General features: G+C 73.2%; 19 protein-coding genes. 14 read left to right on the top strand and 5 right to left on the bottom strand.

What is annotated here, in order from left to right:
* The 3 genes from ACWGDE_RS21910 to ACWGDE_RS21900 form a co-directional block, all read left to right on the top strand.
* Positions 1-1,036 (top strand): aminotransferase-like domain-containing protein (locus tag ACWGDE_RS21910; RefSeq protein ID WP_453390679.1); only part of this gene is annotated, 1,036 nt, incomplete at its 5' end.
* 31 nt (positions 1,037-1,067) lie between these two features.
* The gene (locus tag ACWGDE_RS21905) at positions 1,068-1,643 is read left to right on the top strand and encodes a histidine phosphatase family protein (protein WP_453390678.1); all 576 of its coding nucleotides are present in this window, start codon (positions 1,068-1,070) and stop codon (positions 1,641-1,643) included.
* A 188-nt stretch (positions 1,644-1,831) separates the two neighbouring features.
* On the top strand, positions 1,832-2,524 hold the full coding sequence (locus ACWGDE_RS21900; protein WP_453390680.1) for an N-acetyltransferase: 693 nt from the start codon (positions 1,832-1,834) through the stop codon (positions 2,522-2,524).
* A gap of 33 nt (positions 2,525-2,557) precedes the next feature.
* Here ACWGDE_RS21900 and ACWGDE_RS21895 read toward each other — a convergent pair whose 3' ends face one another.
* Positions 2,558-3,136: a chitin binding peritrophin-A domain-containing protein gene (locus ACWGDE_RS21895; protein ID WP_453390677.1), complete on the bottom strand. Its 579-nt coding sequence runs from the start codon at positions 3,134-3,136 to the stop codon at positions 2,558-2,560.
* A gap of 166 nt (positions 3,137-3,302) precedes the next feature.
* Here ACWGDE_RS21895 and ACWGDE_RS21890 point away from each other — a divergent pair, with 166 nt between their 5' ends.
* Entirely contained in the window at positions 3,303-3,725 is a 423-nt protein-coding gene (locus ACWGDE_RS21890; RefSeq protein ID WP_453390676.1) for a hypothetical protein, read from the top strand.
* A gap of 74 nt (positions 3,726-3,799) precedes the next feature.
* On the opposite strand, the gene ACWGDE_RS21885 is transcribed toward ACWGDE_RS21890, so the two are convergent.
* Positions 3,800-4,591 (bottom strand): LysR family substrate-binding domain-containing protein, encoded by a 792-nt coding sequence (locus ACWGDE_RS21885; protein WP_453390675.1) that lies wholly within the window; start codon positions 4,589-4,591, stop codon positions 3,800-3,802.
* A 58-nt stretch (positions 4,592-4,649) separates the two neighbouring features.
* Here ACWGDE_RS21885 and ACWGDE_RS21880 point away from each other — a divergent pair, with 58 nt between their 5' ends.
* The 8 genes from ACWGDE_RS21880 (at position 4,650) to ACWGDE_RS21845 (ending at position 12,358) form a co-directional block, all read left to right on the top strand.
* The gene (locus ACWGDE_RS21880) at positions 4,650-5,048 is read left to right on the top strand and encodes a DUF5997 family protein (RefSeq protein WP_453390674.1); all 399 of its coding nucleotides are present in this window, start codon (positions 4,650-4,652) and stop codon (positions 5,046-5,048) included.
* 832 nt (positions 5,049-5,880) lie between these two features.
* Positions 5,881-6,366 (top strand): hypothetical protein, encoded by a 486-nt coding sequence (locus ACWGDE_RS21875; protein ID WP_453390673.1) that lies wholly within the window; start codon positions 5,881-5,883, stop codon positions 6,364-6,366.
* Between the two features lie 45 nt (positions 6,367-6,411).
* Positions 6,412-7,440: an N-acetyl-gamma-glutamyl-phosphate reductase gene (gene argC / locus ACWGDE_RS21870; protein WP_453390672.1), complete on the top strand. Its 1,029-nt coding sequence runs from the start codon at positions 6,412-6,414 to the stop codon at positions 7,438-7,440.
* Positions 7,437-8,594, top strand: a complete 1,158-nt coding sequence (gene argJ, locus ACWGDE_RS21865; protein WP_453390671.1) for a bifunctional glutamate N-acetyltransferase/amino-acid acetyltransferase ArgJ — start codon at positions 7,437-7,439, stop codon at positions 8,592-8,594. The genes argC and argJ overlap by 4 nt, the downstream gene beginning before the upstream one ends.
* The gene (argB, locus tag ACWGDE_RS21860) at positions 8,591-9,499 is read left to right on the top strand and encodes an acetylglutamate kinase (RefSeq protein ID WP_453390670.1); all 909 of its coding nucleotides are present in this window, start codon (positions 8,591-8,593) and stop codon (positions 9,497-9,499) included. Before argJ ends, argB begins: the two co-directional genes overlap by 4 nt.
* Positions 9,496-10,710, top strand: a complete 1,215-nt coding sequence (locus ACWGDE_RS21855) for an acetylornithine transaminase (protein ID WP_453390669.1) — start codon at positions 9,496-9,498, stop codon at positions 10,708-10,710. Before argB ends, ACWGDE_RS21855 begins: the two co-directional genes overlap by 4 nt.
* 22 nt (positions 10,711-10,732) lie before the next feature.
* Positions 10,733-11,296 (top strand): arginine repressor, encoded by a 564-nt coding sequence (locus ACWGDE_RS21850; protein ID WP_453390668.1) that lies wholly within the window; start codon positions 10,733-10,735, stop codon positions 11,294-11,296.
* A gap of 123 nt (positions 11,297-11,419) precedes the next feature.
* Complete coding sequence (locus ACWGDE_RS21845) at positions 11,420-12,358, top strand: hypothetical protein (protein ID WP_453390667.1); 939 nt, start codon at positions 11,420-11,422, stop codon at positions 12,356-12,358.
* Here ACWGDE_RS21845 and ACWGDE_RS21840 read toward each other — a convergent pair.
* From ACWGDE_RS21840 to ACWGDE_RS21830, 3 genes are read right to left on the bottom strand one after another with little or no spacing between them, the layout of a single operon-like run.
* Positions 12,345-13,055: a L,D-transpeptidase family protein gene (locus ACWGDE_RS21840; RefSeq protein ID WP_453390666.1), complete on the bottom strand. Its 711-nt coding sequence runs from the start codon at positions 13,053-13,055 to the stop codon at positions 12,345-12,347. The two genes, ACWGDE_RS21845 and ACWGDE_RS21840, sit on opposite strands and share 14 nt — an antisense overlap.
* 3 nt (positions 13,056-13,058) lie before the next feature.
* Positions 13,059-13,640 (bottom strand): pyridoxamine 5'-phosphate oxidase family protein, encoded by a 582-nt coding sequence (locus tag ACWGDE_RS21835; protein ID WP_453390665.1) that lies wholly within the window; start codon positions 13,638-13,640, stop codon positions 13,059-13,061.
* Between the two features lie 43 nt (positions 13,641-13,683).
* A complete protein-coding gene (locus ACWGDE_RS21830) occupies positions 13,684-15,261 on the bottom strand; it encodes a hypothetical protein (protein ID WP_453390664.1) in 1,578 nt (525 codons plus the stop codon).
* A gap of 173 nt (positions 15,262-15,434) precedes the next feature.
* On the opposite strand from ACWGDE_RS21830, the gene ACWGDE_RS21825 reads away from it, so the two are divergent.
* Positions 15,435-16,628 (top strand): argininosuccinate synthase, encoded by a 1,194-nt coding sequence (locus ACWGDE_RS21825; RefSeq protein WP_453390663.1) that lies wholly within the window; start codon positions 15,435-15,437, stop codon positions 16,626-16,628.
* Positions 16,629-16,721: 93 nt separating this feature from the next.
* Positions 16,722-18,149 (top strand): argininosuccinate lyase (gene argH / locus ACWGDE_RS21820; protein WP_453390662.1); only part of this gene is annotated, 1,428 nt, incomplete at its 3' end.

Raw genomic sequence — 18,149 nt, 5'->3', positions numbered from 1 at the left:
CGGAGTGTGGGGGCGGCCGCCCGTCGAGGGGCTGCCGGAGCTGCGGGACTGGTTCGCCCGGGAGATCGGCGGGGCGGTCGCGGCCGCGGACGTCCTGGTCACCGCCGGCGGCCAGAGCGCGCTCACCACCGCCCTGCGGGCGCTCGCCCCTCCGGGGGCGCCGATCCTCGTCGAATCCCCGACCTACCCCGGGCTGCTGGCCATCGCCCGCGCCTCCGGATGCCGGCCCGTGCCCGTCCCGGTGGACGCGGACGGGGTCCGGCCGGAGCTGCTGGCCGAGGCCTTCGAAGCGACCGGCGCCCGGGTCTTCGTATGCCAGCCGCTGTTCCAGAACCCGACCGGGGCCGTGCTGGCGGACGCGCGGCGGAGCGAGGTGCTGCGCATCGCGCGCGCCGCCGGGGCGTTCGTGGTGGAGGACGACTACGCGCGGTCCCTGGCGCACGAGGACGCCGGCCCGCTGCCCGCGACGCTCGCCGCCGAGGACACCGACGGGGTGGTCGTGCACGTCCGGTCGCTGACCAAGGTGACCTCGCCCAGCCTGCGGGTGGGCGCGCTGGCCGCCCGCGGGCCGGTCCTGGACCGACTGCGCGCCATCCAGGTCGTGGACAGCTTCTTCGTGCCCCGGCCACTGCAGGAAGCGGCCCTGGAGCTGGTCGGCGCACCGGCCTGGCCGCGCCACCTGAAGGCCGTCGCCGCCGAGCTCCGCCACCGGCGCGACGTCCTCGCGGGCGCGCTGCGCCGGGAGCTGCCCTCACTGGAGGTGCCGCAACTGCCCCGCGGCGGGTACCAGTTGTGGGCGCGGCCCGGCGGGGGCGTGGACGACACCGCCTTCGTGGCGGCCGCCCTGCGCGCCGGGGTCGCGGTCGCGCCCGGACGCCCCTACTTCTGCGCGGAACCGCCCGGTCCGTTCGTCCGGCTGAGCTTCGCCGGGGTCAGCGGCGCGGGCGAGCTCACCGAGGCCGTCCGCAGGCTCCGGTCCTCTCCGGCGGGCACGCCCGCGACCGGGGCGGAAGGCCGGCTTCGTTCAGACGCTTGACCCCGTGCGGCACGCGGCTCACCATCACCGCATGCATGTTCGGGTTTCGCTAGTCGCAGCAGCCCGTAGTACCTCGCTGCTCGCCGAGCGCTTCGACGACGACCGCCCCATCGACGTGGACGGCTGGCGCGCGGTGGAATCCGCCGCGCGCGGGCTCGTACCCCTGGGCTCGGCCGAGCTCCGCTACTGTTCGCCGACCTCGCGCAGCCGGGCCACGGGAGCCGCCCTCGGCTACGCGCCGATGGCCCAGCCCGCGCTGCGGGAATGCGACATGGGCCGCTGGCGCGGGCTGACCCTGGCGGAGGTGGCGGCCCACGATCCGGCGGCGGTGGACCTCTGGCTCGCCGACCCGTGCGCCGCGCCGCACGGCGGGGAGTCCCTGCTCGCCTTCATCGCCCGGATCGGTGCCTGGCTGGACACCAGACCGGCGGACGACGGGGGAGCGATCGTGGCCGTGGCGGAGCCCTCGGTGGTCCGCGCGGCGCTCGTGTACGCGCTGAACGCGCCTCCGCTGACCTACTGGAACGTGGACGTCCGCCCGCTGTCCACGGTCACTCTGGCGGGCCGGCCGAGGCGCTGGCACCTCTCCCTCCAGGCGCCGGTGTAAACCCCGTTGAGGGGTTCCCGGACCCCGTCTAACCTGCGCGTATGAACGCGACGGACAACTCGAACGACTCGAACGACTCGAACGACCCGAACGGCCCGAGCAGCCCGGGCGGCGCTGCCGGCGCCGGTGGCGGCATACGGATCACCACGCTCGCGGAGCGGCCCGAACTGACCGACGACCTCTGGGTCATGAAGGATTCCTGGCCCGAGTTCGCCACGCAGGACTCGATCGCCTGGATGCTGTACCCGCGCATGGTCGCGGAACTCCCGGAGTACGTCTTCGTCGCGACCGACGAGGCCACCGGCGAGCTCGTCGCCAAGGCCTTCAGCGTGCCGTTCGCCCTCCACGCGGCGGGCCGGGACGGCCAGTTGCCCGCGCAGGGCTGGGACCAGGTCCTGATGTGGGCCTTCTCCGACCTGCGGCGCGGGGTGGCACCCGACACGGTCAGCGCCATAGAGATCAGCATCCGGCCGGACCGGCAGGGCGAGGGGCTCTCGGGGCACATGCTCGCCGCCATGCGGGAGAACGCCCGCGCGCGCGGTTTCGCCGAGGTCGTGGCCCCGGTCCGGCCCAGCGGGAAGCCGGCCGAGCCGGAGACCTCGATCCACGAGTACGCGTACCGCACCCGCGAGGACGGTCTGCCGTACGACCCGTGGCTACGGGTCCACGTGCGCGCGGGCGCCGTCATCGACTCGGTGGCCCCGCTGTCCATGACGATCACCGGCTCGCTCGCGCAGTGGCGCGCGTGGACCGGCCTGCCCTTCGACGCGGCGGGCCCGGTCCTCGTGCCCGGCGCCCTGTCCCCGGTCCACTGCGAGCCGGAACAGGGCTTCGCGGTGTACGTGGAGCCGAACGTCTGGGTCCGGCACCCGCTGGTCTGACGGGCGGCCGGGAGCGGGGCGGCCGCCGTCCCGTCAGAGGAGCGAGACCGGGGCGGTCGCCGAGGCGGGGAGGTAGATCCCGCCGATCCCGGCGTAGTTGGCCCGGTAGCCGCGCAGGATCTCGTCCAGCGGGATCGTCAGCCGGGCCGGGGTGTCGCAGCGGGCGGCGCCGAACTGGTCGGTGACGGCCGTGCACAGGATCCGGCCGCCGAGGGTGGTGAAGGTGACCGGTACGCCGTCCAGCCCGGCCGGGGCGTCCGCGATCCGCACGGTGGTGCTGAGGTTGCGGACGCCGAAGAGCAGCCCGTTCAGCTTCGCCGGGCCGGCCGTCGCGACGGTGGCCACGGCGGGCCGCACCCGCTCGGGGTCGTCGCACACCTGGAGCGCGGGGGCGTAGACCTGCCCGGTGGGGCAGGCGGTCACGGTGGCGACCCCGCCCCCGCACTGCACGTAGAACCGCTGGTCCTGCGCCCTGGGCAGCCGCACGGTGGCGCCGCCCGCGCACGAGCCCTCGGCGGCGGTGGCGGTGGCCGCCCCCGCGCCCAGGGCGACGGCCGCCCCGGCGGCCAGCGCGGCCAGTGCGGCGAGTCCCCTGGCGATGCGTAACGACACCCTTGCCCCCACCTCTTCGGTCACCGAATGTGACGTAATGAATACGAAGTGACTATAGGGACGGGCGTGTGACGGACGCAATGCCCGCCCGGCGCTGCTCGTGAGTGCGAATACCGCTAGGTTGAACGCGTTCAACAGGGTGGGGTTCGAAGGTCAGGGGACGGCCATGGCGCACATCGAGGCAACGCGGGCCGCGGCGGCCGTGCACCCGTGGCACAAGGTCGCGCTGACCGCGGCCCTGCTGCCGGCGGCGCCCGGACTCCTGATGCTCCGGGAAGGCATGGAACTCCCGGTCTTCCTCGGCGTCGCGCTGCTGGCCGCGCTCCCGCTGGCCTGCCGCGAGAGCGGTCGGAGGTTCGCGGCGGCCTGCGTGGTGGCCGGAACCGCCCTGCTGGTGGTCGGCGTCCTCGGGCTCTACCTCGGCCTCTACATCTTCCTGCCCTCGGCCCTGCTCCTGCCGCTCGCGGCCTTCGCCGACCCGCGCCGCCGCCGGGTCACCGCCTCGTTCCTGACGGGGCTCGCGACCCTGCTGGCGACGGTGGCGGCACTCCTCTTCGGCTGCATGGCGGTGGCCATGCTCACGGACTGACCCCGGGCAATGACCTCAGGCCCATGACCTCAGGCCCTTGACCTCAGGCCGATGATCCCGACGTCGGGCAGGACCTAACGGCCGCGGGGCTTGCCGCGCTTGCCGGTGGACTTGGCCACGGCCTTGCCGCCCTTGGGGGCACCGGCGCGCGGGTTCTTCGCGGTCGGCTTGCCGCCCCCGCGGGGAGCCGGCTTGCGCTGGGGCTTCGCCTTCGCCTTGTCCTTCTTCTGCTCGGGCTCGGGCTGGGTCCGGCCCCGGCCGCGCGAGCTGTTGACCGTCCGGCCGCGCACGATGCCGATGAACTCCTCGACCAGGTCGGGAGTTTCGTCCGCCTCGGGCCACGAGAGCGCGACGCGCGACTCCGGCGCGTCCAGCAGCGTCCGGTACGTGAGGTCCTTGCGGTGGTGCAGGCGCGCGAGCGACTGCGGTACGACCAGGACCCCGATGCCCGCCGCCACCAGCTCGATCGCGTCGGCCGTCGTCTCGGGCCGCTCCCGCGCGGGCTTGCCCGGGAGCTGCTCCCAGTCGAGGGTGTCGTCGAGCGGGTGGAGCACGATCTCGTCGGCCAGGTCCGCCGCCGACAGTTCCTCCAGCGCCGCCGCGAGGTGGTCCTTCGGGATCACCACGACCGTGGTCTCGGTGTAGAGCGGGATGGCGCTGAGGTCCGTCCGGTCGATCGGCAGGCGGACGAATCCGGCGTCGGCGCCCTTGGCGCGCAGCAGCGCGGGAGCCTCCGCGGGGGTGACCGGAACGAGGGTCAGCGGGACGTCGGGCAGGCGTTCCTTCCAGATCCGGACCCACTTGGTGGGAGTCACCCCGGGGACGTACGCGAGCTGGAACGACGGGGGCGTCTCGGAGTCTGTCACCCGGCCAGATTACCGGCCGTGGTCGGAGGTGGCGCACACGCTCGATACCCTTGACCCCATGACGTCGCACCAGACCGCCCAGACCATGAAGCCCGCAACCGCGGCGAAGAAGCTGGGTGTGTACCTCGAGGCCACCCCCGCAGAGTTCCAGGAGGGTGTCGTCTCGCGCACCGAGCTGGCCACCCTCCAGGCCGAGCCGCCCCAGTGGCTGCAGGACCTGCGAGCCAACGGCCCGCACCCCCGTCCGGTGGTGGCGGCGAAGCTCGGCATCTCCATCTCGGGCCTGGCGCGCGGCGGTATCACCGAGGCGCTCACCACCGAGCAGATCGAGGCCCTGAAGCAGGAAATGCCCGAGTGGCTCGCGAAGGAACGCTCCACCCAGGCCGAGGTCCGCAAGGAAACGGTCCGCATCAAGCAGATGCAGGCGGAAAAGGCCGAGAAGCGGGCCCGCTCCTGACCCTCGGGGCCCGCCGCCCGGTCCGGCGCGGCGAGGCCCTTCCGGAGGCCGGAGCCCGTGTCCTCGCCCTCCCCCCGGCCCAGGCCGGATCCGCGATCAGCTCGCGCGACCTCGCGCGCAGTGCCTCGTCGGCCCGGATGATCCGCCCCTCGACGCCCGACCGGATCACCCGCAGGTCCCCTTCCGCCAGGGCGGCGAGCCGGCGGGTGTTGTCCGGCGTCATCGCCCGCGGCCCCCAGCGCCGCCAGGGCCTCGCAGGCCCCTTCCGCGTCCCCCTCCGGCTCGGCGTAGCGCAGTACGGCCGCCGCCGGCGCCGGCCCGTCCAGGGAGTCCGGCTCCGCCACCGCCACCAGCGCGAGCGCGGCGGCCGGAGCCTGCTCGGGGTCGTCGAGCATCGGCTCCGGGTGAGGTGCCAGCGCCCGCCCGGCCTCCCCCAGGAGTGCGGCCGCGCGGGCCGCCCGTACGGAACTCCACCGAGACCACGGGCTCGCGGCCGCCCGCACGAACACCGAGTCGAGCACCCCGACCGCCTCCGCCGCGTCACCCGTCACCTGCCACAGGGCGGTGGCGAGCGCGGTCTCCGTGTCAAGGACCGGCCCACCCGGGGCCGCGCGCAGGGCCGGAGCCGGCCCTCATGCCGTCCGTTCCCGCGGCGAGCGACTCCGTGCGCAGCCGGGCGGCCGCATGCTCCCGCTCCGCGGGCGGGCAGACGGCCGCTATCGCCCCGGCGGACTGTGCCGGGTGGTGGGGGAGTACGGCGTACAGCTCTGGCAGGGCCCCGGCCGCGCGTGCCTCCCAGCCGGCCAGCAGTCCGGTCAGCTGCCGGAGCTCGTTGTCGCAGCACCCGTCGCACGTTCCGGCGGCGCTCCCGTGGCCCGCCTCGGCGAGCACGGCCAGCCGCCTCGGCGGGCGCGCCGAGCGCCAGCGCGGCCAGCGCCCGGTCGGCGAGGTCGTCCTCCTCGGCCGCCCACACGGCCTCGGCCCGTACGCCGGCCCGCGTGTCCGCCAGCGCCGCGTCGAGGAGGACGCCGACTCCCGCACGGTCCGCTTCGGTGTCGCGGAGCAGGAGCTCCTCGACCACCGGGTCCCCCTCGGCCTCCCAGCGCTCCCGCAGTACGGGCAGGACCGCTCCGGCCTCCCCGCTGTGCCCGACGGCCCGCCGGGTCCCGGGATCGGCGGCGTCGAGCAGCGGCAGCAGCAGCGGCAGCTGGGCGGCGACGGCCGCCCCCTCCGGCACCCGCGCCGCCGGGGGCCGCCCGAAGTGCTTCAGTGGAAGGTGAGAGGTGTGCCCGAGTGGCCGGATGGAGGCTTTGCATAAACGTGCGTAGCTACGTATAATCATGCCATCGAGGAGGAGGGTCCGATGGTGGTACGTGTAGCGGTGGCCGGTGCGAGTGGGTATGCGGGCGGGGAAGTGCTGCGCCTGCTGCTGTCCCACCCCGAGGTCGAGATCGGCGCGCTGACCGGGCACTCCAACGCCGGGCAACTGCTCGGCCCGCTCCAGCCGCACCTGGTGCCGCTCGCCGGACGCACCCTGGAGGCGACCACGCCCGAGGTGCTCGTCGGCCACGATGTGGTCTTCCTGGCCCTGCCGCACGGACAGTCCGCCGCCGTCGCGGCCCAGCTCGGCGAGGACGTCCTCGTCGTCGACATGGGCGCCGACCACCGGCTCCAGTCCTCCGCCGACTGGGACAAGTTCTACGGAGCCCCGCACGCCGGGACCTGGCCCTACGGGCTCCCCGAGCTGCCCGGAGCCCGCGCCGCGCTGGCCGGCTCCAAGCGGATCGCCGTGCCCGGGTGCTACCCGACCGCCGTCTCCCTCGCGCTCTTCCCGGCCTACGCCGCGCGGCTCGCCGAGCCCGAGGCCGTGATCGTCGCCGCCTCCGGCACCTCGGGCGCCGGCAAGGCCCTCAAGCCGAACCTGCTGGGCTCCGAGGTCATGGGCTCGATGAGCCCGTACGGGGTCGGCGGCGGCCACCGCCACACGCCCGAGATGGTGCAGAACCTCAGCCCCCTCGCCGGGGAGCGGGTCTCGGTCTCCTTCACGCCGACCCTGGCGCCCATGCCCCGCGGCATCCTCGCCACCTGCAGCGCCAAGGCGCTGCCCGGCACCACCGCCGACGCGGTCCGCTCCGCGTACGAGAAGGCGTACGCGGACGAGCCCTTCGTGCACCTGCTGCCCGAGGGCCAGTGGCCGGCGACGGCGTCCGTCTACGGTTCCAACGCCGTTCAGGTGCAGGTCGCGTACGACGAGGCCGCGCAGCGGATCATCGCGATCAGCGCCATCGACAACCTCACCAAGGGCACCGCCGGTGGTGCGGTCCAGAGCATGAACATCGCCCTCGGTCTCCACGAGAGCCTGGGTCTTTCCACGATCGGAGTCGCACCGTGAGTGTCACGGCAGCACAGGGGTTCACGGCGGCGGGCATCGCCGCCGGGATCAAGGCAAACGGCAACCCGGACCTGGCCCTCGTGGTCAACGAGGGGCCGCGTCTGGCCGCAGCGGGCGTCTTCACCTCCAACCGCGTCAAGGCCGCGCCCGTCCACTGGTCGGAGCAGGTCCTGCGCGGCGGCACCGTCAGCGCGGTCGTCCTCAACTCCGGCGGCGCCAACGCGTGCACCGGCCCCAAGGGCTTCCAGGACACGCACGCCACCGCCGAGAAGGTCGCCGAGACCCTTGGCAACGGAGTCAACGCCGGTGAGGTCGCCGTCGCGTCCACCGGTCTGATCGGCGTCCTGCTCCCCATGGACAAGCTGCTGCCCGGCATCGAGACCGCCGCCGCCGCGCTCTCCGCCGACGGCGGCGAGGCGGCCGCAGTCGCCATCAAGACCACCGACACGGTGCACAAGACCGCCACGGTCTCGCGGGACGGCTGGACCGTCGGCGGCATGGCCAAGGGCGCGGGCATGCTCGCCCCGGGCCTGGCCACCATGCTCGTCGTCCTCACCACCGACGCCGACCTGGACAGCGCCACCCTCGACAAGGCGCTGCGCTCCGCCACCCGCACCACCTTCGACCGGGTCGACTCCGACGGCTGCATGTCCACCAACGACACGGTGCTGCTGCTCGCCTCGGGCGCGTCCGGCCAGGTGCCGGCGTACGAGGCGTTCGCGGAGGCCGTGCGCACGGTCTGCGACGACCTGGCCCGCCAGCTGATCGGCGACGCCGAGGGCGCCAGCAAGGACATCCGCATCGAGGTCGTCGGTGCGGCCAGCGAGGACGACGCGGTCGAGGTCGGCCGGTCCATCGCCCGCAACAACCTGCTCAAGTGCGCCATCCACGGCGAGGACCCGAACTGGGGCCGGGTGCTCTCCGCGATCGGCACCACGAAGGCCGCCTTCGACCCGGACCGGCTGAACGTCGCCATCAACGGCGTCTGGGTCTGCAAGAACGGCTCGGTCGGCGAGGACCGCGACCTGGTGAGCATGAAGGACCGGGAGGTCCGCATCACCGCCGACCTGGCCACCGGCTCCGAGTCCGCAGTCATCTGGGCCAACGACCTGACGGCCGAGTACGTCCACGAGAACAGCGCGTACTCCTCATGAGCACCGCACGCAAGCACACCGCGCTGCCCAAGGCCCAGATCCTCATCGAGGCCCTGCCCTGGCTGACCCGCCACAACGGCAAGATCATCGTCATCAAGTTCGGCGGCAACGCCATGATCGACGAGGACCTCAAGGCGGCCTTCGCCCAGGACGTGGCCTTCCTGCGCCAGGCCGGCCTCAAGCCCGTCGTCGTGCACGGCGGCGGCCCGCAGATCAACGCCCAGCTGGACAAGGAAGGCCTGGTCAGCGAGTTCAAGGCGGGCCTGCGGGTCACCACCCCGGAGGCCATGGACGTCGTACGGATGGTCCTGGCGGGCCGGGTCCAGCGCGAACTGGTCGGGCTGCTCAACCAGCACGGGCCGCTCGCCGTCGGCATGACCGGCGAGGACGCCCACACCATCACCGCGGCCAAGCACAGCCCGGAGATCGACGGCGAGCTCGTCGACATCGGGCGGGTCGGCGAGATCACCGCCATCGACACGGGCGCGATCGAGGCGCTGCTGGCGGACGGCCGGATCCCGGTCATCTCCTCCATCGCGCGCAGTGCCGACGACCACCACGTGTACAACGTGAACGCCGACACGGCCGCCGCGGCCCTCGCGGCCGCGCTCGGCGCCGAGACGCTGATGGTCCTCACCGACGTGGAGGGCCTCTACGCGGACTGGCCCAACAGCGACGAGGTGATCAGCAGGCTCACCGTCAGCGAGCTGGAGAAGCTGCTGCCCGAGCTGTCCAGCGGCATGGTCCCCAAGATGGAGGGCTGCCTGCACGCCGTCCGCAACGGGGTCACCACCGCCAGGGTGATCGACGGGCGGGTCCAGCACTCGATCCTGCTGGAGATCTTCACGGACGAGGGAATCGGCACGATGGTCGTGCCCGACGCACAGGGAGGGGAACCCGTATGACCGGCAACCAGGCCACCAGCAACCAGCACTACGCCGCCCGCTGGCAGGACGCGCTGACCAACAATTACGGGACCCCCGCGCTGGCCCTCGTACGAGGCTCCGGGGCCCAGGTCTGGGACGCGGACGGCAAGCAGTACACCGACTTCGTCGGCGGCATCGCGGTCAACGCCCTCGGTCACGCCCACCCGGCGGTCGTCGAGGCCGTGACGGCCCAGGTCTCCACCCTCGGCCACGTCTCCAACCTCTACGCCTCCGAGCCGGTCCTCGCGCTCGGAGAACGGCTGCTCCAGCTCTTCGGCCGCCCGGGCAAGGTTTTCTTCTGCAACTCCGGCGCCGAGGCCGTCGAAGCCGCCTTCAAGATCGGCCGGCTGACCGGGCGGACCCACATGGTCGCCACCGACGGCGGCTTCCACGGCCGCACCATGGGTGCCCTCGCGCTCACCGGCCAGCCCAAGAAGCAGGGCCCCTTCCTGCCGCTGCCCGGCGATGTCACGCACGTCCCGTACGGCGACGTGGAGGCCCTGCGGGCCGCCGTCACCGAAGAGACCGCGCTCGTGATCATCGAGCCGATCCAGGGCGAGAACGGCGTGGTCGTACCGCCGGCCGGCTATCTGACGGCCGCCCGCGAGATCACCCGGGCCACCGGCACCCTGCTCGTCCTCGACGAGGTGCAGACCGGCATCGGCCGCTGCGGCCAGTGGTTCGAACACCAGGCCCACGACGGCGTCGAGCCCGACCTCGTCACACTCGCGAAGGGCCTCGGCGGCGGTCTGCCGATCGGAGCCGTGGCCGCCTTCGGCCCCGTCGCCGACCTGCTCCAGCCCGGCCAGCACGGCACCACCTTCGGGGGCAACCCCGTCGCGTGCGCCGCCGGCCTCGCCGTCATCGAGACGATCGCCGCCGAAGGCCTCCTCGACCGGGTCAAGGAGCGCGGCGAGCGGCTGCGGAGCGGAATCGAAGGATCCGCACACCCGCTCGTCTCCCATGTCCGTGGAGCGGGCCTTCTGCTGGGTATCGTGCTGACCGAGCCGCTCGCACCGCAGGTGCAGCGCGCGGCTCAGGACGCCGGCTTCCTGGTCAACGCGCCCGCCCCCGACGTCGTACGGCTGATGCCTCCGTTCGTACTGTCCGAGGCCGAGGCGGACGCGTTCCTGCGGGCCCTGCCCGGCGTGCTCGACGCAGCGAAGTCCGCCGCGGACGTGGACGGATGATCAATCGGGGAATGGGACGACGATGAGTCAGGCGCAGGAGCACGAGTCGTGGGGGTCCCCCCAGACGGAGCCCGGGGGCGGCCAGTCCGTCCCGCAGACCCGCACCGCCCGCCACCGCCGGATCGTGGACATCCTGAACCGGCAGCCGGTCCGCTCCCAGAGCCAGCTGGCCAAGCTGCTCGCCGACGACGGGCTGAGCGTCACCCAGGCGACGCTCAGCCGTGACCTCGACGAGCTCGGCGCGGTGAAGATCCGCAACACCGGCGGCGAGCTGATCTACGCGGTGCCCAGCGAGGGCGGCTTCCGCACCCCGCAGGCACCGCTGGGCGAGTCGGCGAAGGAGGAGCGCATGCGGCGCCTCTCCGGCGAGCTGCTGATCTCGGCGGAGGCCTCCGCGAACCTCGTGGTCCTGCGCACCCCGCCCGGCGCGGCCCAGTTCCTCGCCTCGGCGATCGACCAGGCCGAACTCCAGGCCATCCTCGGCACGATCGCGGGCGACGACACCCTGATGCTGATCAGCCGCGACCCGGCCGGCGGCCAGGCCCTCGCCGACCACCTGCTGAGGCTGGCCCAGAAGGAGAGCTGAGCGCCGCGGCTCCGCCCCGGGCCTGAACGGCCGGGGGCCGGGCCGCTCGGCTGCGTCTCCCTCCGGTCCGGGCCGCCGGAAAACCCCTGCCGGGTCCGGCGGTCGCGGACGTAGCCTCGGGTTGTGCTCCAACTCGTCCTCGCCGCATCGGTGTTCGCCGTTGCCCTCGCCGTGTACGGGGCCATCGGCCTGCGGTGGCGGCGCCGGGCCCGGCTCCGGCGCGAGCTCCTCGCCCGGGTCGCCGCCCTGGAGCTGGATCCGTACCACGTAGCCGCGTTGAAGTCCGAGGAGTCCGGGGCGGCGGCCGCCGAACTGCTCCTCGGCGGCTACCTCGACATCGACGGGGAAGGCGCCGTACTCCTCACGGAGGCGGGCCGAGACCCCGGCCGGACCCCCGCCCACCCGGTGCCCGCCGCCCTGCTGGAGGCCGTACGCCGGCACGATCCCGAGCCGGTGTCGGTCGGCTGGATCGACCGGGTCGACGAGGAGTACGGGATCCTGTGCTCCACCTACCGGCGGGAGCGGGCCGCCCTGCTGCCCGAGCTGCCGAGCCCGGTGCCGACCCCCGGGGGGCGGCTGCGGGACTGCTGCGGCTGCGTGGGCGTGGTCATGCTGGTGTTCCTCTGGATCGCCGCGGCCGAACTGCTGGTGGTGGCCCGCCCGCACGGCCCCCTGGAATGGGCCGCGTCGGTGGTGACCGCCCTCGGACTGGCGCTGCTCTGGTACGCCGACGACGCCGGCAAGGCGGTCCTCGCCCGCACGGAGTGCGGCGACCCGCTGGGGGACCGGTTCCGCGACGAACGCCATCCCGCCGTCGAGGCCCTGGACGAGACGCGGCGGCTCCACGTGCTCACGAGCGTCGGCGACCGCGGCACGTGGCGCGGCGTCGACGCGTTCATGGCCGAGGACGACGAGGACTACGACCCGGACGACTTGTTCGACGAGGAGTGGTGGACGGACGCCTACCACTACCGGGCCGCCGACGAGGACGAGCCCGACGGCGGATCCGACGGCGACGGCGACACCGGTGACGGACCCGGTAGGCCCCCTAGTACCGGGTGACCGCGAGCCGGCCCTCCCGCGTGCCGATCGCGATGTGCGGCTGCCTGCGCGGGTTCGCCCAGCGCAGGATCGCGCGCATCGCCCCCGCCGGAACCGAGACGCAGCCGGCCGTGGCGCCCTTGCCGTCGACGTGCAGGAAGATGCCCGCGCCCCGGCCCCGTACGGGCCGGTCGTAGTTGAAGGCGATGACCAGCGCGTGCGCGTACTGCTGCGTGTACGAGACCAGGTGCTCGGCCTCGCCCGGCGCGCAGTCGGCGGGCAGCGGCTCCACCCACCGGTTGTAGCTGCCCGAGGCGTTGTCCTGGCACCACCAGGAGGCGGGGGTCACGCGCCGGTAGCGGTACTCCGTCCCGGCCGGCGCGTGCGCGATGCCGAAGGCGTAGGGGAGCGCGTACAGGCCGGCCGGCGTGGTGTTCGTGCCCTGGGTGCGGGTCGCGCCCTCGGTCAGGCCGTTCGCGCCGAACCGGGCGGGCGCGCTGCCCTCCTCGTACCAGCGTCCCGCCCGCCGGTTCCACCAGGTCAGGAGACCGGTCGTGGAGCCGGGGGCCGGGGCGACGGCCGTGATCAGCTGACTGCCGCCGCCGGTGTCGGCGAGCCGGGCGGGCAGCGGCGGATCGCCGTGAGGGCCCTGGGGCGGCGGGCCGGTGACGATCAGTGAGGCGACGGCGAGGGCGAGGGCGACAGCGGTACGCGGCACACGTCAGACGGTACGGGGCGGAAGGGGCAGCGGCAGCGCAGGCAGGCCGTCGAGGCTCTCCCCGATGAACTCCTTCTTCTCGCAGTACTCGGCGAACTCCTCGTCCGTCTTGCGGCCGAAGTACTCCGCGTGGAGGGTGCGCTCGCCCTGGTAGTCCATGAGGGGGACGGCGTACCCGCACACGTCCGCGATCCGGCGGGCCTTGACGAGGATGACCGCACGCGCCGAGGGCCCGTCGGCCTCCCCGAACAGGGCGATCAGCTCGCCCCAGCGGGGGTCGTCGCGGAAGACGGCCTCGCCGTCGCCGTGGATGCGCACGATGTTCGGCGGCCCGCTGAACGCGCACCACATCAGCGTGATGCGGCCGTTCTCGCGGACGTGGGCGATGGTCTCGGCGCCGCTGCCGCCGAAGTCCAGGTAGGCGAGGGTCTGCTCGTCGATGACGACGAGGGTTCCGGCGCGGCCCTTGGGGGACAGGTTGACGTGACCGTCACCGGCGAGCGGGGCGGTGGCGGTGAAGAAGACCGGCTGCTCCTCGATGAATTTGCGCAGACGGCCGTCGATACGTTCGTAGAGCTTTCCCATGACCGGATTATCGCCCCCGCCCCGAAGGCCCGGTCACGGGATTTCAGCCGGTGAGACCGAGGCGGGAGCGGTGCCGCTGCATCTCGTAGGAGGGGAGCACGTGCTCCGACCGGGCGAGCAGCTCGGCCACTTCGGTCCGCTCGGCCTCTCCGCTGTTCCAGGTGTACCGCCAGTCCCAGCCGATCACGATCGCCCGGGCCTTCGCGCGCAGGAACGGGTCGGGGTCCTTCGACACGGTCACCGCGGCCCGCAGTTCGTGGATCCCGCCCATGGCGCGCAGCAGCCGGAAGGCGGCCCGGCGCACGTGCAGGTGCCGGATGGGGTCGATGCGCTCGGAGAGGTGGCGGTGGTCGATCCGCTCCACCACCTGGAGCAGGGACAGCGAGGCCTCGCGGGTCACCGACGCCGACGGGTCGTCCAGCAGGGGGAGCAGGAGCGCGTCGTCGGTGGCGTCGTCCAGCCGGCGCAGCCCGGCCACGGCGGCGGCCCGGACCGTGCCGGAGGGGTGGTCGAGCAGGCCGCGCAGCAGGGGCGCGTCCACGTGCTCGGCGCATTCCGAGAAGCCGGTCACCGCGTACGGGGAGACGGGCCCGGGGCCCGTGAGCAGCGCGAGGTAGTCCCCGGCCGGGTCCCCGCCCGCCTGCGAGACGGCCCGGCGGGCGCAGGCCCGTACGAGACCGGAGCGGTCCGCGAGGTACCGCTCGGCCTCGAAGGTCCGCCCGGCCCCGCGCAGGGCGCTGACCCCGGAGGCGCGGACCATCGGGTCCGTGGCGCCGAGCAGGGTGTCGACGGCCGCGCCGTCCGAGCCGTCGGCGGCCATGGCCCGCAGCGCGGCGTCGGCCCACAGCCGCGCGGTGACCGGGTCCGGCTGCAGGGCGGCCCGCCGCGCGAGCTCCCGTACGCCGGTCCCGCCGGCCTCGACGATCAGCCGGGTGGCGAACCGCCGGGCGGGCAGGTCCCGCCCGCGACTCAACCGGTCCAGGATGTCGGCGCGCTGGGCGGGGGTCAGCGAGTTCCAGCTCCACGTGGTCGAGGGCCGGCCGGGGCGCCACCACGCGGCGAGCAGGGAGTACCGGCCGGTCAGGGCGGCCTCCAGCTGCCGCACCGCCCAGGCCCCGTGCTCGCGCCCGCCCAGCCGCAGGGCGAGGGGGGTGATCTGGATCAGCGCCTCGACGGGGTACCGGGCCACGATCCAGGCGAGCACCCGACGGGCACGCCCGCGTACGGGCGGTGCCCAGTCGGCGCACCGGATCAGGACGAGTTCGAGCGGCGCGTGCCGGGCATTGGCGCGGCCCAGGGCCTGCCGGTAGCGCTCCTTCAGCGGCGGGAACCAGTCGACGAACGAGAGCAGGAAGAAATCGAGCGGCGGGTGCTGCCACGAGCGGAGGGCGGACCTGCGGACCCGCCCGTCGGGGTCGCAGAGCCGGGCCTCGATCCGCTTGCCGCGCAGGGGCTCGTAGGAGCGGCGGCCGATGCGGCGCACCTCCTCGTCGAAGGCCGTCCAGGCGTCGGGGCCGTTGTCGGCGAGCACCCGGGTGACCGGTGTGGGTCTGTGCCCCACCAGCAGGTCCACCGCGGCGCCCCGTCCGATCAACACGTCGCGCCGTACACCGGCTCCCATACGCCCTCCCCGAGTCGTCCGCCGATGGTATGCGGCCGCACGCGGCCGGTGCCTCCGATATACGTGCTGGTCAGCGGCCACGACCGGACTCGATTGACGAAACATACGGACCAGTGCATAGTTATGCCTGTCGCTGTGGATGTAACGGCGGCCGCACCTGTAAGGAGAAGCCCGTGACCGAGCGCGTCGTACTCGCCTATTCAGGCGGTCTGGACACCTCCGTCGCCATCGGCTGGATAGCCGAGGAGACGGGCGCCGAGGTCATCGCCGTCGCGGTGGACGTCGGTCAGGGCGGCGAGGACCTGGACGTCATCCGCAAGCGGGCCCTCGCCTGCGGTGCGGTCGAGGCCGAGGTCGCGGACGCCAGGGACGAGTTCGCCGACGAGTACTGCCTCCCGGCGATCAAGGCCAACGCCCTCTACATGGACCGCTATCCGCTGGTCTCCGCCCTGTCGCGGCCGGCCATCGTCAAGCACCTGGTCGCCGCGGCCCGCAAGCACGGCGCCTCGGTCGTCGCCCACGGCTGCACCGGCAAGGGCAACGACCAGGTCCGCTTCGAGGCGGGCATCGCCGCGCTGGGCCCCGACCTCACGTGCATCGCGCCGGTCCGCGACTACGCGATGACCCGCGACAAGGCCATCGCCTTCGCCGAGAAGGCCGACCTGCCGATCGCCACCAGCAAGAAGTCCCCGTACTCCATCGACCAGAACGTCTTCGGACGCGCCGTCGAGACGGGTTTCCTGGAGGACATCTGGAACGCGCCGATCGAGGACATATACGAGTACACCTCGAACCCGGCCCTGCCCCGCGAGGCCGACGAGGTCGTCATCTCCTTCAAGGAGGGCGTACCGGTCGCCCTCGACGGCAAGCCGGTCACCGTGCTCCAGGCCATCCAGCAGCTCAACGAGCGCGCCGGAGCCCAGGGCATCGGCCGGATCGACATCGTCGAGGACCGCCTCGTCGGCATCAAGTCCCGCGAGGTGTACGAGGCCCCCGGCGCGATCGCGCTGATCACGGCCCACCAGGAGCTGGAGAACGTCACCGTCGAGCGCGAGCTGGCCCGCTACAAGCGGCAGGTCGAGCAGCGCTGGGGCGAGCTGGTCTACGACGGCCTGTGGTTCTCCCCGCTCAAGCGGGCGCTGGACGGCTTCGTCAACGAGGCCAACCAGCACGTCACCGGCGACGTCCGGATGACCCTGCACGGCGGCCGCGCCGTCGTCACCGGCCGCAAGTCGGACGAGTCCCTCTACGACTTCAACCTCGCGACCTACGACTCGGGCGACACCTTCGACCAGTCGAAGGCCCAGGGATTCATCGAGATCTTCGGACTCTCGTCGAAGATCGCCGCGCGCCGCGACCTCTCCTGATCCCGCGCGTTGTAGAAACGGCCTCCCCGTTACCTCCGCGGCGGGGAGGCCGACGCACATCCGAAAAGCCATGCATCTTGAGGAGCAGTAGCTGTGAGCAGCAACAACGGTGGTGACGTCCGGCTCTGGGGCGCCCGGTTCGCCGACGGCCCCGCCGAGGCCCTCGCGAAGCTGTCCGCGTCGGTCCACTTCGACTGGCGCCTCGCGCCCTACGACATCGCGGGCTCCAAGGCCCACGCCCGCGTGCTCGCCAAGGCGGGCCTGCTCACGGCCGACGAGCTCGACCGCATGATCGCGGGCCTGGACCAGCTCGCGGCCGACGTGGAGAACGGCTCCTTCACCGGCACCATCGCCGACGAGGACGTCCACACCGCCCTGGAGCGGGGCCTGCTGGAGCGGCTCGGCGCCGACCTCGGCGGCAAGCTGCGCGCAGGCCGGTCGCGCAACGACCAGATCGCCACCCTGTTCCGGATGTACCTGCGCGACCACGCCCGGATCATCGGCGCGCTGGTGGCCGACCTCCAGGACGCGCTGGTCGGCCTCGCCGAGGCGCACGCGGACGTGGCCATGCCGGGCCGGACCCACCTGCAGCACGCGCAGCCGGTGCTCTTCGCCCACCACGTACTGGCCCACGTGCAGGCCCTGTCCCGGGACGCGGAGCGGCTGCGCCAGTGGGACACCCGGACCGCGGTCTCCCCGTACGGCTCGGGGGCCCTGGCCGGCTCCTCGCTGGGCCTGGACCCGGAGGCGGTCGCCGCCGACCTCGGCTTCGAGCGCGGCTCGGTCGGCAACTCGATCGACGGCACCGCCTCGCGGGACTTCGTCGCCGAGTTCGCCTTCGTCACCGCGATGATCGGGATCAACCTGTCCCGGATCGCGGAGGAGATCATCATCTGGAACACGAAGGAGTTCTCCTTCGTGACCCTGCACGACGCCTTCTCGACCGGGTCGTCGATCATGCCGCAGAAGAAGAACCCGGACATCGCCGAGCTGGCGCGCGGCAAGTCCGGCCGCCTCATCGGCAACCTGACCGGTCTGCTGGCCACCCTGAAGGCCCTTCCCCTGGCCTACAACCGCGACCTCCAGGAAGACAAGGAGCCGGTCTTCGACTCCTGCGACACCCTGGAAGTCCTGCTGCCCGCCTTCACCGGGATGATGGCCACCCTCACGGTCAACCGGGAGCGGATGGAGGAGCTGGCCCCGGCCGGCTTCTCGCTCGCCACCGACATCGCGGAGTGGCTGGTCAAGCAGGGCGTGCCGTTCCGGGTGGCGCACGAGGTCGCCGGCGGGTGCGTCAAGGAGTGCGAGGGGCTCGGCATCGAGCTCGACGAGCTCACGGACGAGCAGTTCGCGAAGATCTCGGAGCACCTGACGCCGGAGGTCCGCACGGTCCTCAACGTCAAGGGCGCGCTGGCCTCCCGCAACGGCCGGGGCGGCACCGCCCCGTCGGCGGTCGCGGTCCAGCTCACGGAGCTGAAGGCCGACCTGGTCATCCAGCACGCCTGGGCGGCGCACAAGAAC

The organism is Streptomyces sp. NPDC054956, from assembly GCF_053609185.1.
Note: the sequence above shows the minus strand (reverse complement) of the source record. Positions and strands in the feature narration are given on the sequence as shown.